Source organism: Hydrogenophaga sp. PML113 (assembly GCF_001777155.1).
GTDB lineage: Bacteria > Pseudomonadota > Gammaproteobacteria > Burkholderiales > Burkholderiaceae_C > Hydrogenophaga > Hydrogenophaga borbori.
Window position 1 is genome coordinate 545,984 of record NZ_MIYM01000001.1, and the last position, 13,571, is coordinate 559,554.

Genomic DNA, 13,571 nt, shown 5'->3' on the forward strand with positions numbered 1-13,571 from the left:
CGATGGCCGACTGGAACCCCGCGCTGTACAGCCGCTACGAGGACGAACGCACCCGTCCCGCGCGCGAGCTGCTGGCGCGCGTTCCGCTGGCCACGCCGCGTTGGGTGGTGGACCTGGGCTGCGGCCCGGGCAACTCCACCGAGCTGCTGGTGCAGCGTTTCCCCGATGCCCGCGTGACGGGCATCGACAATTCCCCGGCCATGCTCGAGAGCGCGCGCCAGCGCCTGCCGGGCGTGGCCTTTTCCCTGGCCGACATCGCCAGCTGGCGCCCCGAGGGCGCTCCCGACCTCATCTACGCCAACGCCGCCCTGCAGTGGGTGCCGGGGCATGAGGCGCTGTTTCCCCGCCTGTTCGCGCTGCTGGCGCCGGGCGGCGTGCTCGCGGTGCAGATGCCGGACAACCTCGACGAGCCCAGCCACCGCCTGATGCGCGAGACCGCGGCCCAGCCGCGCTTCGCCACGGCCATCGGCGACGCCAGCCGCGTGCGCGAACCGCGCCGGCCCATCACCACCTACTACGACCTGCTCGCCGGGGACGCCGAGCGGGTGGACGCCTGGCACACGGTCTACCAGCACCGCATGGACTCGGCCGCCGCCATCGTCGAGTGGGTCAGCGCCACGGGACTGCGGCCTTTCATCGATCCGCTGGACGCCGCCCAACGGTCGGACTTCCTGGCCGACTACCAGGGCCGCATCGCCGCCGCCTACCCCACCCGCGCCGATGGTCGACGGCTGCTGGCCTTCCCGCGCCTCTTCGTCGTGGCGCAGCGCCCGTCATGAGCCGCCCGCGCGACGTTCTGCTCGGGCCCCAGGCCGGCGCCATCGCGCTGCCGGTCTGTGACCACTACAGCGGCGTCGAGGCGCGCATGCGCAAGAGCCTGGCGCTGCAGGCCGAGCTCACGGCCGAGTTCGGCGCCTGCGTGTTCGACGTCACCCTCGACTGCGAGGACGGCGCTCCGGTCGGCGGCGAGGCCGAGCACGCGGCGCTGGTCACCGAGCTGGCGCTGTCGGCTCCCGCCGGCGCCCGCGTCGCGGTGCGCGTGCACGCGGTCGACCACCCGGCCTTCGAGGCCGACGTCGCCCACATCGTCGGGCGCGCCGGCACGCGGCTCGCGCACGTGATGCTGCCCAAGGTCGAAACCGTGGCCGACGTCGACCGCGCCGCCGCGCTGCTCGACGCCGCCGGCGCACCGCAGCTGCCGCTGCATGCGCTCATCGAGTCGCCCGCGGCCGTGCACCGCGCCTTCGACATCGCCGCGCACCCGCGCCTGCAGAGCCTCAGTTTCGGCCTGATGGACTTCGTCTCCGCCCACGGCGGCGCCATTCCCTCGGCCGGCATGACCTCCGCCGGCCAGTTCAGCCACCCGCTGGTGCTGCGCGCCAAGGTCGAGATCGCCAGCGCCTGCCACGCGCACGGCAAGGTGCCCGCGCACGGCGTGGTCACCGAGTTCAAGGACCTCGCGGCGCTGCAAAACAGCGCGCGCCGCGCCGCGCACGAACTCGGCTTCACCCGCATGTGGAGCATCCACCCCGACCAGATCCGCCCCATCGTCGCGGCCTTCGCGCCCGCCGCCGACGAGGTGGACGAGGCCGCCACCGTCATCGAGCGCGCCGCCGCCGCGGCCTGGGCCCCCGTGCAGGTGGCCGGCCGCCTGCACGACCGCGCCAGCTACCGCTACTTCTGGCAGGTGCTGGAGCGCGCGCAGCGCACCGGCCGCCGCCTGCCCGAGGCCGTGCACGCCCTGTTCACCTGATCCTTTTTTTGCCTGTCCCCACGGAGAACCTGAGATGTCCAACTTCCTCGCCGACTACCGCGCCCACGCCGCCGAACGCGCCGCGCTGGGCATCCCGCCGCTGCCGCTGTCCGCGCAGCAGGTGGCCGAGCTGATCGAGCTGATCAAGAGTCCGCCGGCCGGTGAAGACGCCTTCCTGCTGGACCTGCTCACCCACCGCGTGCCGCCGGGCGTGGACGACGCCGCCAAGGTCAAGGCCAGCTTCCTGGCCGCCGTGGCGCACGGCGACCTGAAGGTGGGACTGGTGAGCAAAGCCAAGGCCACCGAGCTGCTGGGCACCATGGTGGGCGGCTACAACGTGCACCCGCTGATCGAGCTGCTCGACGACGCCGAGGTGGCGGCCGTGGCCGCCGACGGCCTGAAAAAGACGCTGCTGATGTTCGACTACTTCAACGACGTCGCGGCCAAGGCCAAGGCCGGCAACGCCAAGGCGCAGGAGGTGATGAAGAGCTGGGCCGAGGCCGAGTGGTTCACCAGCCGCCCCGAGGTGCCGAAGTCCATCACCGTCACCGTCTTCAAGGTGCCCGGCGAGACCAACACCGACGACCTGTCGCCCGCGCCCGACGCCTGGAGCCGCCCCGACATCCCGCTGCACTACCTGGCGATGCTGAAGAACACGCGCCCCGACGCGGCCTTCAAGCCCGAGGAAGACGGCAAGCGCGGCCCGATGCAGTTCATCGACGACCTGAAGAAGAAGGGCCACCTCGTGGCTTACGTGGGCGACGTGGTGGGCACGGGCTCCAGCCGCAAGTCGGCCACCAACTCGGTGATCTGGGCCACCGGCCAGGACATCCCCTTCGTGCCCAACAAGCGCTTCGGTGGTGTCACGCTCGGCGGCAAGATCGCGCCGATCTTCTTCAACACGCAGGAAGACTCGGGCTCGCTGCCGATCGAGGTGGACGTCTCCCAACTGGAGATGGGCGACGTGATCGAGGTGCTGCCCTACGACGGCAAGCTCACCAAGAACGGCAGCACCGTGGCCGAGTTCAAGCTCAAGAGCGACGTGCTGTTCGACGAGGTGCGCGCCGGCGGCCGCATCAACCTCATCATCGGCCGCAGCCTCACCGCCAAGGCGCGTGAGTTCCTGGGCCTGCCGGCGTCCACCGTGTTCCGCCTGCCGCAGGCGCCCGTGGCCACCAAGGCCGGCTTCACGCTGGCGCAGAAGATGGTCGGCCGCGCCGTCGGCCTGCCCGAAGGCCAGGGCGTGCGCCCCGGCACCTACTGCGAGCCGCGCATGACCACCGTGGGCAGCCAGGACACCACCGGCCCCATGACGCGCGACGAACTGAAGGACCTGGCCTGCCTGGGCTTCAGCGCCGACATGGTGATGCAGTCCTTCTGCCACACCGCCGCCTATCCCAAGCCGGTGGACGTGAAGACCCACCGCGAGCTGCCGGCCTTCATCAGCAACCGCGGCGGCGTGGCCCTGCGTCCCGGCGACGGCGTGATCCACAGCTGGCTCAACCGACTGCTGCTGCCCGACACCGTGGGCACCGGCGGCGACTCGCACACCCGCTTCCCCATCGGCATCAGCTTCCCGGCCGGCTCCGGCCTGGTGGCCTTCGGCGCCGCCACCGGCGTGATGCCGCTGGACATGCCCGAGTCGGTGCTGGTGCGCTTCAAGGGCCAGATGCAGCCGGGCGTGACCCTGCGCGACCTGGTGCACGCCATTCCCTACGCCGCCATCAAGGCCGGCCTGCTGACCGTGGCCAAGGCCGGCAAGAAAAACATCTTCTCGGGCCGCATCCTCGAGATCGAGGGCCTGCCGGACCTGAAGGTGGAACAGGCTTTCGAGCTGTCCGACGCTTCGGCCGAGCGCTCGGCCGCCGGCTGCACGATCAAGCTCAACAAGGAGCCGGTGATCGAGTACCTGAACTCGAACGTCGTGCTCATGAAGAACATGATCGCCGAGGGCTACCAGGACAAGCGCACGCTGGAGCGCCGCATCCAGAAGGTGCAGGAGTGGCTGGCGAACCCGCAGCTGCTCGAGGCCGACAAGGACGCCGAGTACGCCGCGGTCATCGAGATCGACCTGAACGAGCTCAAGGAGCCCGTGCTCTGCTGCCCCAACGACCCGGACGACGCCAAGCTGTTGTCCGACGTGGCGGGCACCAAGATCGACGAGGCCTTCATCGGCTCGTGCATGACCAACATCGGCCACTTCCGTGCCGCGGCCAAGCTGCTCGGCGGCCAGCGCGACATCCCCGTCAAGCTGTGGGTGGCGCCGCCCACCAAGATGGATGAGAGCGAGCTCATCAAGGAAGGCCACTACGCTGCCTTCGGCACGGCCGGCGCGCGCACCGAGATGCCGGGCTGCAGCCTGTGCATGGGCAACCAGGCGCAGGTGCGTGAGGGCGCGACGGTGGTCTCCACCAGCACGCGCAACTTCCCGAACCGCCTGGGCAAGAACACCAATGTGTTCCTGGCCTCGGCCGAGCTGGCGGCCATCGCCTCCAAGCTGGGCCGCATCCCGACCGTGGCCGAGTACCACGCCGAGATGGGCATCATCAACCAGGACGCCGACAGCGTGTACCGCTACATGAACTTCGACCAGATCGAGGAGTACGCGGAAACGGCCAAGGGCGTGACCGTCTGAATGGCGGCGGCCGCTCGGCCGCGCTGAATTGGCCATGGCGCCACCCGGTGGGGTGGCGCCATTGTTTTTGGAGGCCGCGCCGCGTGGGCTTGGCCCTCAGGTCACAAGGCAATGCCGTGGTGGGCGGCCACCGCTTTGATGGCCTTGGCGGGGTCGTGGCCGAACATCTCTTGCCTGATCTGCTCCCAGGTGGTGCCCGGCGGCGGCGAGAGATCGAAAACGACGTCCTTGAAGACGGATGCCGCTTCGTCTTCGTGCTTGTCCTCGTGCTTGTCTTCCGGGTTCTCCGCCCGGTACCTGGCCAAGAGTTCCCTGGCGCTGCCTGACCGGGGCCCTGGTGTCTTCGGCGCCGGCTGCGACAGGCCGGCATCGGCGTCGCTGCACTGCAGGTTGGGGGCGTTCGGTTCCACGGGGGGCGACGAGGGCTCGGTGCCCTGGGTCGTCGCGGGCTCGACCGTGGGCTTGGTGGCCGGTGTTGCAGGCGCAGGCCTGCGCAGAACCTTGGTTTGTTGCGACGGGACGGGGTGGCGGGCACCCGTCGCAGGGAGAGTGGTGACTGGCATGAGGACCTCGGGGCGAAGAAGCACAGGGCAAGGCGCGTGGGCAGGTCGCTCCCGCGTCGCTCGCTACGGGTGGCGCATAGGCCACTGCTGCTTGTGTCGGGTGGCCCCCGAAGGCGGTTCCGGCCGGCCACCCCCCGTGGCCCGACCGGATGGCCGAGTGCGAACGGCCGGTGCCGCGCCGATGGCTCAGGCCGCCGCCATGGCGCGCAGCCGCTCGGCCGTGGCCTCGTCGGCCGGGAAGAAGGTCTCCAGCGCCAGTTCCTGCAAGGTGATGTCCACCGCCGTGCCGAACACGGTGGTGGTGCTGATCAGGTTCAGTTCTCCCAGCGGCGTGTTGAAGCGAAAGGGCATGAGCACGCCCAGGTGCTCGCCGGGCAGGGTGTGGTGGCCGTCGCCGTCGCCGTCGCCGCCAGCCGGGGCGGGTAGGGCGCGCAGTTGCTCGGCCAACTCGGCCAGGGCGGCGTCGCCGGTGGTGGCGATCTGCTGGCGCAGGCGCTCCAGCAGGTGCTCGCGCCACTGCGGCAGGTTGTGAATGCGCGGCGCCAGGCCCTGCGGGTGCAGGCTCAGGCGCAGCACGTTCACGGGCGGCTGCAGCAGTTCCGGCGCAATGCCTTGCATCAGCAGCGGCACCAGCCGGTTGTGCATCACCAGGTTCCAGTGGCGGTCCATGGCCAGCGCGGGCCAGGGCTCGTGCGCGTCCAGGATGCGCTGCACGGCGGCGCGCGCCGCCGCCATGGCCGGGTCGTCGAGCGCTCGCTCGCGGTACATGGGCGCGAAACCGGCCGCCACCAGCAGGGCGTTGCGCTCGCGCGGCGGCACCTGCAGGCGCTCGGACAGGCGCATCACCATCTCGCGGCTGGGGCTGGCGCGGCCGGTTTCCACGCAGCTCAGGTGGCGCGTGGAGACCTCCGCCTGCAGGGCGAGTTCGAGCTGGCTCAGGCGGCGTCGCTGGCGCCAGTGGCGCAGGTGGTCGCCGAAGGGCAGGGGGGCGGCGTGGTGGGGGCGGTGGGCGTGCATGGCCGCATGGTAGGCCGGGTGGGGGCGGCGGCCATGACCTGGCAGGTCATGGACCCGCTGCTGGGGGGCCGACACGATGGGCGCCATGTTCAACCCCCCTCAGGAGCCCGACATGAGCCTTTCGACCTTGCGCCTCTCCACCCCCCAGCTGCGCCGCGTGCTCGCGCTGGACGCCATCGCCGGCGCCGGCACCGCCGTGCTGCACCTGGCCTTCGCCGGCTCGCTCGCGGGCTGGCTCGGTCTGTCCGAGGGCCTGATCACCGCCGCCGGCTGGGCCTTGCTGGCCTACATCGCGCTGGCGGCGATCCTGGCACGCCAGGTGATGCCCGCGCGCGGACCGCTCATGGTGCTGATCGTGGGCAACGTGCTCTGGGGTGTCGCCTGCCTGGTCCTGGCCTGGGGCGGTGACAGCGGCGTGACGGCGCTGGGCCAGGCCTACCTGACGGTGCTGGCGGTGGCGGTGCTGGCCCTGGCCGACCTGGAGTTCCTGGGCTGGCGCGCGCCGGTCCAGCGCCTGGCGGTCTGATCCCAGCCGGCTTCCCGGGGCAAATCGCCGCCGCGCTTGCGGTGGCGCCAGAAGATCGCAGAATGGCCCTTGACCCGAACGGAACGATCTTCAGGAGCCACCGCATGGACGCCCCCACGAGCTACGCCCACCCCTTTGCCCAGACCGTCAAGACCTTCACCCCCGCGGTCGGCAAGACCGGCCGCCTCTATTCCCTGCCGGCGCTGGCGCGCGAGTTTCCCAACGTCAAGCGCCTGCCGCATTCCATCCGCATCGTGCTGGAAAGCGTGCTGCGGCACTGCGACGGCGAGCGCGTGACGCGCGAGCACGTGGCGCAGTTGGCCAACTGGAAGCCCAAGGCGGCGCGCACGGACGAGATCCCCTTCACCGTGGCGCGCGTGGTGCTGCAGGACTTCACCGGCGTGCCCCTGCTGGCCGACCTGGCCGCCATGCGCAGCACCGCCCAGCGCCTGGGGCGCGACCCCAAGCGCATCGAGCCCCTGGTGCCGGTCGACCTGGTGGTGGACCACTCGGTCATGGTCGACCACTACGGCACCAAGGACGCCCTGGACCTGAACATGAAGCTGGAGTTCATGCGCAACCTGGAGCGCTACGGCTTCATGAAGTGGGGCATGCAGGCCTTCGACACCTTTGGCGTGGTGCCCCCGGGCTTTGGCATCGTGCACCAGGTGAACCTGGAGTACCTGGCGCGCGGCGTGCACCTCAAGGGTGGGCTGTACTACCCCGACACGCTGGTGGGCACCGACAGCCACACCACCATGATCAACGGCATCGGCGTGGTGGGCTGGGGCGTGGGCGGCATCGAGGCCGAGGCTGCCATGCTGGGTCAGCCGGTGTACTTCCTCACGCCCGACGTGGTGGGCTTCGAGCTCACGGGCCGCCTGCGCGGCGGCGTCACGGCCACCGACCTGGTGCTCACCGTCACCGAGATCCTGCGCCGGCACAAGGTGGTGGGCAAGTTCGTGGAGTTCTTCGGCGAGGGCACGGCCTCGCTCACGCTGCCCGACCGCGCCACCATCGCCAACATGGCGCCCGAGTACGGCGCCACCATGGGCTTCTTCCCGGTGGACGGCAAGACCCTGGAATACTTCCGCGGCACCGGCCGCAGCGCGGCCGAGATCGACGCCTTCGAGGCCTACTTCAAGGCCCAGGGCCTGTTCGGCGTGCCGCAGCGCGGCGACATCGACTACTCGCAGGTGATCACGCTGGACCTGGGCACCGTGGCGCCCAGCCTCGCGGGCCCCAAGCGGCCGCAGGACCGCATCGAACTGGGTGACGTGTCGCGCCGCTTCACCGAGCTGTTCAGCGCGCCCATGGAACAGGGCGGCTTCAAGCAGCCGCCGGGCAAGCTGGCGCAGGCCTTTCCCGCCGGCAAGGGCGTGGACCTGAAGAACGGCGACGTACTGATCGCCGCCATCACCAGTTGCACCAACACCAGCAACCCCAGCGTGCTGCTGGCCGCCGGCCTGCTGGCCAAGAAGGCGGTGGAAAAGGGCCTCAAGGTGCAGCCGCACATCAAGACCTCGCTGGCGCCGGGCTCGCGCATCGTCACCGAGTACCTCACCAACACCGGTCTGCTGCCCTACCTGGAGCGGCTCGGCTTCGCGCTCGCGGGTTATGGCTGCACCACCTGCATCGGCAACGCGGGCGACCTGAGGCCCGAGTTCAACGCCGCCATCACCGACAACGACCTGGTCTGCGCGGCGGTGCTCTCGGGCAACCGCAACTTCGAGGCGCGCATCCACCCCAACATCAAGGCCAACTTCCTGGCCAGCCCGCCGCTGGTGGTGGCCTACGCCATCGCGGGCACCGTCACCACCGACCTGATGACCCAGCCGGTGGGCACCGGCACCGGCGGGCAGGCCGTGTACCTGGGCGACATCTGGCCCACCAGCGACGAGATCCACGCGCTGATGAAGAGCGCCATGAACGGCAAGGCCTACCGCGACAACTACGCCCGCGTGAAGACCGAGCCTGGCGAGCTGTGGGAGCGCATCCCGGGCCTGAGCGGCACCACCTACGACTGGCCCAAGAGCACCTACATCGCCGAGCCGCCGTTCTTCCAGGGCTTCGCGCTGGACGCGGTGGACGCCCAGCGCCCGGTGGCGGTGCATGGCGCGCGCATCATGGCGCTGTTCGGCGACTCCATCACCACCGACCACATCTCGCCGGCCGGCAACATCAAGGCGTCCTCGCCTGCCGGCCTGTGGCTGCAGGCGCACAAGGTGCTGCCGGCCGACTTCAACAGCTACGGCGCACGCCGCGGCCACCACGAGGTGATGATGCGCGGCACCTTTGCCAACGTGCGCATCAAGAACCTGATGATCCCGCCGCTGGCCGACGGCACGCGCGAGGAGGGTGGCTTCACCCTGCACCAGCCCTCCCCGGCGGCGGCCGCCGCCGGTGCGCGGCCCGAGAAGCTGCCCATCTACGACGCCGCCATGCGCTACGTGGCCGACGGCGTGCCCACGGTCATCTTCGCGGGCGAGGAGTACGGCACCGGCTCCAGTCGCGACTGGGCGGCCAAGGGCACGCAGTTGCTGGGCATCAAGGCCGTGGTGGCGCGCAGCTTCGAGCGCATCCACCGCAGCAACCTGGTGGGCATGGGCGTGCTGCCGCTGCAGTTCAAGCCGGGCGACTCCTGGGAGTCGCTGGGCCTGCGCGGCGACGAAACCATCGACGTGCTGCCGCACCCCGAGCTGACGCCGCAGAGCGACGCCACGCTGGTGATCACCCGTCCCGACGGCCAGCGGCGCGAGATCACCGTCACCCTGCGCATCGACACGCCCGTTGAGGTGGAGTACTACCGGGCGAACGGCATCCTGCCCTACGTGCTGCGGCAATTGTTGACCGCTTGAGCCGGTCGGCGCATCGCGGCATCATGTGACCCACAGCTTCTTTGTCGGGGGTCGCGATGCGAAAGACAGCGAAGTACAGCCCCTCGCGCCGCGCGGCCCCGCCGGTCGACGCGCTGCCGGGGGTGCAGGCCATCGAACCGGCCGCCGAGGCGGCCGCGCCAGCGCGGCCCGTTCGCCGCTGGCGCAGCGCCCTGGCGCGCGGCGCGGCCAGCCCGCGCTTCATGTGGGCGGCCATCGCCCTGCTGTCCATCGCCCTGATCGCGCTGGTGTGGCAGCGCCAGGCGGGCGGCGCCGCCGCGCTCACGCAGAAGGACATCGACGCCGCCGTGCTGCGCACCCTCACCACCCAGGTGATGCCCTCGCCGGCCGCGCGGGCGGCCGAGAAAATCCGCCCCGCCGTGGTGCGCGTGCTGTCCTACGGCAAGGATGAGAAGGGCAAGGAGAGCGAGCAGGGGGTGGGCACCGGCGTGGTGATCGTCGACAAGGGCGTGATCCTGACCAACCTGCACGTGGTGCAGGGCGCCGACCGGCTCAAGATCACCTTCGCCGACGGCAGCGAATCGGGCGCCACCGTCACCGGGGCGCAGCCCGAGAACGACCTGGCCGTGCTGCAGGCCCAGACCATCCCCGACGACCTGATCGCGGCCACCCTGCGCTCCACCAACGACCTGAACGCCGGCGACCAGGTGGTGGCGGTGGGCTTTCCCTTTGGCATCGGGCCCTCGGTGTCGGCCGGCGTCATCTCCGGCTTCGACCGCGAGTTCAAGTCGCCCGAGGGCAAGCAGGTCATCGGCAACCTGATCCAGTTCGACGCCGCGGCCAACCCCGGCAATTCCGGCGGCCCGCTGGTCACCATGGACGGCGAGGTGGTCGGCATCGTCACCGGCATCCTCAACCCCACCAGCGCCCGCACCTTCGTGGGCATCGGTTTTGCCGTGCCCATCGAAAGCGCTGCCAGCGCCGCCGGCCTGCCCCCGTTCTGAGCCCCCCATCCACCGACCGGAGCCCTTCATGAGCGACACCAACGCCCCCGAGACCGCCCAGCTGATGGAGGAGATCCTCTACGAGGTCAAGCGCGTGGTCGTCGGCCAGGACCGGTTCCTCGAGCGCGTGATGGTGGGGCTGTTGGCGCAGGGCCACCTGCTGGTGGAGGGCGTGCCCGGTCTGGCCAAGACGCTCACCGTGAAAACGCTGGCCGAGGCGATCCAGGGGCGCTTCAAGCGCATCCAGTTCACGCCCGACCTGGTGCCGGCCGACCTGGTCGGCACGCGCATCTACAACCAGAAGACCGGCGATTTCAGCACCGCGCTTGGCCCGGTGTTCGCCAACCTGCTGCTGGCCGACGAGATCAACCGCGCGCCGGCCAAGGTGCAGAGCGCGCTGCTGGAGGTGATGCAGGAGCGCCAGGTGACCATCGCGGGCGAGACGCACCCCGTGCCGCGGCCCTTCGTGGTGATGGCCACGCAGAACCCGATCGAGACCGAAGGCACCTACCCGCTGCCCGAGGCGCAGGTGGACCGCTTCATGATGAAGGTGCTGGTGGACTACCCCAGCGACGAGGAGGAGTACGTCATCGTCGAGCGCGTCACCGGCCCCGCGGTGCGGGTGAACGCGGTCGCCACCACCGAACAGCTGGCCGCGCTGCAGGCGCTGTGCCGCGAGGTCTACGTGGACCCCTCGCTGGTGCAGTACGCGGTGCGCCTGGTGTCGGCCACGCGCTACCCGGACCGGCATGGCATCAAGGACATGGCCGGTCTCATCACCTTCGGCGCCAGCCCGCGCGCCACCATTGGCCTGGTGGAAGGCGCGCGCGCCCTGGCCATGATGCGTGGCCGCGCCTACGCCCTGCCCGAGGACATGGTCGACCTGGTGCCCGATGTGCTGCGCCACCGCGTGGTGCTGTCCTACGAGGGCCTGTCCGAAGGCCTCACCAGCGATGCGCTGATCGCGCGCATCATGAAACACATCCCGCCGCCAGCGCGCCCGCTGGAAGCGGAAAAGCGCGTGGCCTGATATGTTCAAGCGCCTGTTCGGCCGAGCCCCCACCGCGCCCCCCGGCGAGGCGGGGAGGGCGCCCGCCGCGCAGCGCGCCGATGCGCTGCTGCGCCAGTTGGAGTGGACCGTGCTGCGCCGGCTCGACGGCCTGCTGCAGGGCCACTACAAGACCCTCATGCGCGGCAGCGGCCTGGACCTGGCCGACCTGCGCGAGTACCAGCTGCACGACGATGTGCGCCACATCGACTGGAACGTCACGGCGCGGCTGCAACAGCCGCACGTGCGGGTGTTCACCGAGGACCGCGAGATGGCGGCCTGGTTCTTGCTCGACCTCAGTCCCTCGGTGGATTTCGGCTCGGGCGAGCAGCGCAAGAGCGACGTGCTGCTGCGCTTCACCGCGGTGCTGGCGCGCCTCATCTCGGGCCAGGGCAACCGCGTGGGCGCCATGGTGTACGGCTCGCGCGGCCGCGCGCGGGTGGAGGCCATGCTGCCGGCGCGCGGCGGGCGCCTGCACGTGCTGCGCCTGCTGCAGATGCTCATGCCCGCCTCGGCCGGGAAAGCGCCCGCGCCCGCCGGCAACGCCGCCACGCGCCTGGGCGACCTGTTGCGCAGCGCCGTCTTCACCGTGCGCCAGCGCAGCACCGTTTTCGTGGTGTCCGACTTCATCAGCCAGCCCGGTTGGGAACGTCCGCTGGGCGAGCTGGCGCGCCGCCACGACGTGGTGGCCGTGCGCCTGGTCGACCCGCTGGAGCTGGAGTTGCCCGACCTGGGCCTGATCCCCATCCGCGACGCCGAAACCGGCGAGCAGATCGTGGTCGACACGAACGACAAGGGCTTTCGCCAGCGCTTCGCGCGCATCGCCGCGCAGCGCGAGGCGCAGTTGCGCGACAGCCTGGCGCGCGCTGGCGTGGACACGCTGGAACTCGCCACCGACGAGGACCTGACCGACGCGGTGCTGCGCTTCGTGGACCTGCGCGAGCGGCGCGTGCGCCACGGTGCGCTCGGGCGGCCCATGCCCACGCAACTGCCTCGCCGAACCCGAGAAGGAGTGCGCGCATGAGCACCGCACGGCCGCCCGAAGGGGCACGCACCGCAGCGCATCGCGCGGAGGTTTTGCTATGAACGGATGGCTGCCGCCCGTGAGCTTCCTGTGGCCGCAGATGCTGTGGCTGCTGCTGGCCCTGCCGCTGCTGGTGCTGCTCTACCTGTGGCTGCTGCGCCGGCGCCAGCGCACGGCGCTGCGCTACGCCAACCTGTCCATCGTGCGCGAGGCCCTGGGCAAGGGCCCGGGCTGGCGGCGCCACGTGCCGCCGATGTTGCTGTTGCTGGCGCTGGCGGCCATGCTGCTGGCGGCGGCGCGGCCCACGGCCAGCATCACGCTGCCGTCCACCCAGCAGACCATCATCCTGGCGATGGACGTGTCGGGCAGCATGCGCGCCGAGGACGTCTTGCCCAACCGCCTGGTGGCCTCGCAGAACGCGGCCAAGGCCTTTCTGGCCGAGCTGCCGCGCCACGTGAAGGTGGGCATCGTGGCCTTCGCCGGCTCGGCCCAGGTGGTGCAGCCGATCACCCTCAGCCGCGAAGACCTGGTGACCGCCATCGACAAGTTCCAACTGCAGCGCGCCACCGCCATCGGCAGCGCCATCGTGGTCTCGCTGTCCGAGCTGTTTCCCGATCAGCGCATCAGCCTGACCGACATGACCTACAGCCGCAACACCGACCCCTTCGCGCCGCGCGGCCGCTCGCTTGACCAGCCGCGCAACACCGAGGAGAAGGCCTTCCAGCCGGTGGAACCGGGCTCGTACGGTTCGGCCGCGATCATCCTGCTCACCGACGGCCAGCGCACCACCGGCGTGGACACGGCCGAGGCCGCGAAGATGGCGGCCGACCGGGGCGTGCGCGTCTACACCGTGGGCGTGGGCACGGTCGAGGGCGAGGTGATCGGTTTCGAGGGCTGGTCCATGCGCGTGCGCCTGGACGAGGACACGCTCAAGGACGTGGCGCGCACCACCAAGGCCGAGTACTTCTACGCCGGCACCGCCGAGAACCTGAAACAGATCTACCAGTCGCTGAGCTCGCGCCTGACGGTGGAGAAGAAGGAGACCGAAGTCTCCGGGCTGCTGGCCTTGCTGGCCGCGGGGCTGGTGGTGCTGGCGGCGGGGCTGTCGCTGGCGTGGTTCAAGCGGGTGCTGTGACAACGGCGCCTGGCGCCGCGCGGGCGTTT

General features: G+C 70.7%; 11 protein-coding genes. 9 read left to right on the forward strand and 2 right to left on the reverse strand.

Annotated elements, in window-relative coordinates:
- Window positions 1-2: 2 nt before the first annotated feature.
- The 3 genes from tam to acnB are packed head-to-tail and all read left to right on the forward strand — an operon-like array spanning window position 3 to window position 4,388.
- Complete coding sequence (gene tam, locus BHU06_RS02530; RefSeq protein ID WP_070397553.1) at window positions 3-779, forward strand: trans-aconitate 2-methyltransferase; 777 nt, start codon at window positions 3-5, stop codon at window positions 777-779.
- Window positions 776-1,753 (forward strand): CoA ester lyase, encoded by a 978-nt coding sequence (locus tag BHU06_RS02535; protein WP_070397554.1) that lies wholly within the window; start codon window positions 776-778, stop codon window positions 1,751-1,753. The genes tam and BHU06_RS02535 overlap by 4 nt, the downstream gene beginning before the upstream one ends.
- A gap of 34 nt (window positions 1,754-1,787) precedes the next feature.
- On the forward strand, window positions 1,788-4,388 hold the full coding sequence (gene acnB, locus BHU06_RS02540) for a bifunctional aconitate hydratase 2/2-methylisocitrate dehydratase (RefSeq protein WP_070397555.1): 2,601 nt from the start codon (window positions 1,788-1,790) through the stop codon (window positions 4,386-4,388).
- A gap of 101 nt (window positions 4,389-4,489) precedes the next feature.
- Here acnB and BHU06_RS22335 read toward each other — a convergent pair whose 3' ends face one another.
- A complete protein-coding gene (locus BHU06_RS22335) occupies window positions 4,490-4,951 on the reverse strand; it encodes a hypothetical protein (RefSeq protein ID WP_139146925.1) in 462 nt (153 codons plus the stop codon).
- Between the two features lie 186 nt (window positions 4,952-5,137).
- Window positions 5,138-5,968: a helix-turn-helix domain-containing protein gene (locus BHU06_RS02550; RefSeq protein WP_070397769.1), complete on the reverse strand. Its 831-nt coding sequence runs from the start codon at window positions 5,966-5,968 to the stop codon at window positions 5,138-5,140.
- 112 nt (window positions 5,969-6,080) lie between these two features.
- Between BHU06_RS02550 and BHU06_RS02555 the strand changes: the two genes are divergently transcribed.
- From BHU06_RS02555 to BHU06_RS02580, 6 genes are all read left to right on the forward strand, one after another.
- A complete protein-coding gene (locus tag BHU06_RS02555; protein ID WP_070397557.1) occupies window positions 6,081-6,494 on the forward strand; it encodes a hypothetical protein in 414 nt (137 codons plus the stop codon).
- Window positions 6,495-6,598: 104 nt separating this feature from the next.
- The gene (gene acnA / locus BHU06_RS02560) at window positions 6,599-9,352 is read left to right on the forward strand and encodes an aconitate hydratase AcnA (RefSeq protein ID WP_070397558.1); all 2,754 of its coding nucleotides are present in this window, start codon (window positions 6,599-6,601) and stop codon (window positions 9,350-9,352) included.
- Between the two features lie 56 nt (window positions 9,353-9,408).
- Window positions 9,409-10,335 carry a S1C family serine protease gene (locus tag BHU06_RS02565; RefSeq protein WP_070397559.1) on the forward strand — a complete coding sequence of 309 codons (927 nt, stop codon included), beginning with the start codon at window positions 9,409-9,411 and terminating at the stop codon, window positions 10,333-10,335.
- A gap of 28 nt (window positions 10,336-10,363) precedes the next feature.
- Window positions 10,364-11,365 carry a MoxR family ATPase gene (locus tag BHU06_RS02570; protein WP_070397560.1) on the forward strand — a complete coding sequence of 334 codons (1,002 nt, stop codon included), beginning with the start codon at window positions 10,364-10,366 and terminating at the stop codon, window positions 11,363-11,365.
- Window position 11,366: 1 nt separating this feature from the next.
- Window positions 11,367-12,407 carry a DUF58 domain-containing protein gene (locus tag BHU06_RS02575; protein WP_070397561.1) on the forward strand — a complete coding sequence of 347 codons (1,041 nt, stop codon included), beginning with the start codon at window positions 11,367-11,369 and terminating at the stop codon, window positions 12,405-12,407.
- A 79-nt stretch (window positions 12,408-12,486) separates the two neighbouring features.
- Window positions 12,487-13,542 carry a VWA domain-containing protein gene (locus BHU06_RS02580; protein ID WP_070397770.1) on the forward strand — a complete coding sequence of 352 codons (1,056 nt, stop codon included), beginning with the start codon at window positions 12,487-12,489 and terminating at the stop codon, window positions 13,540-13,542.
- Window positions 13,543-13,571: the final 29 nt, after the last annotated feature.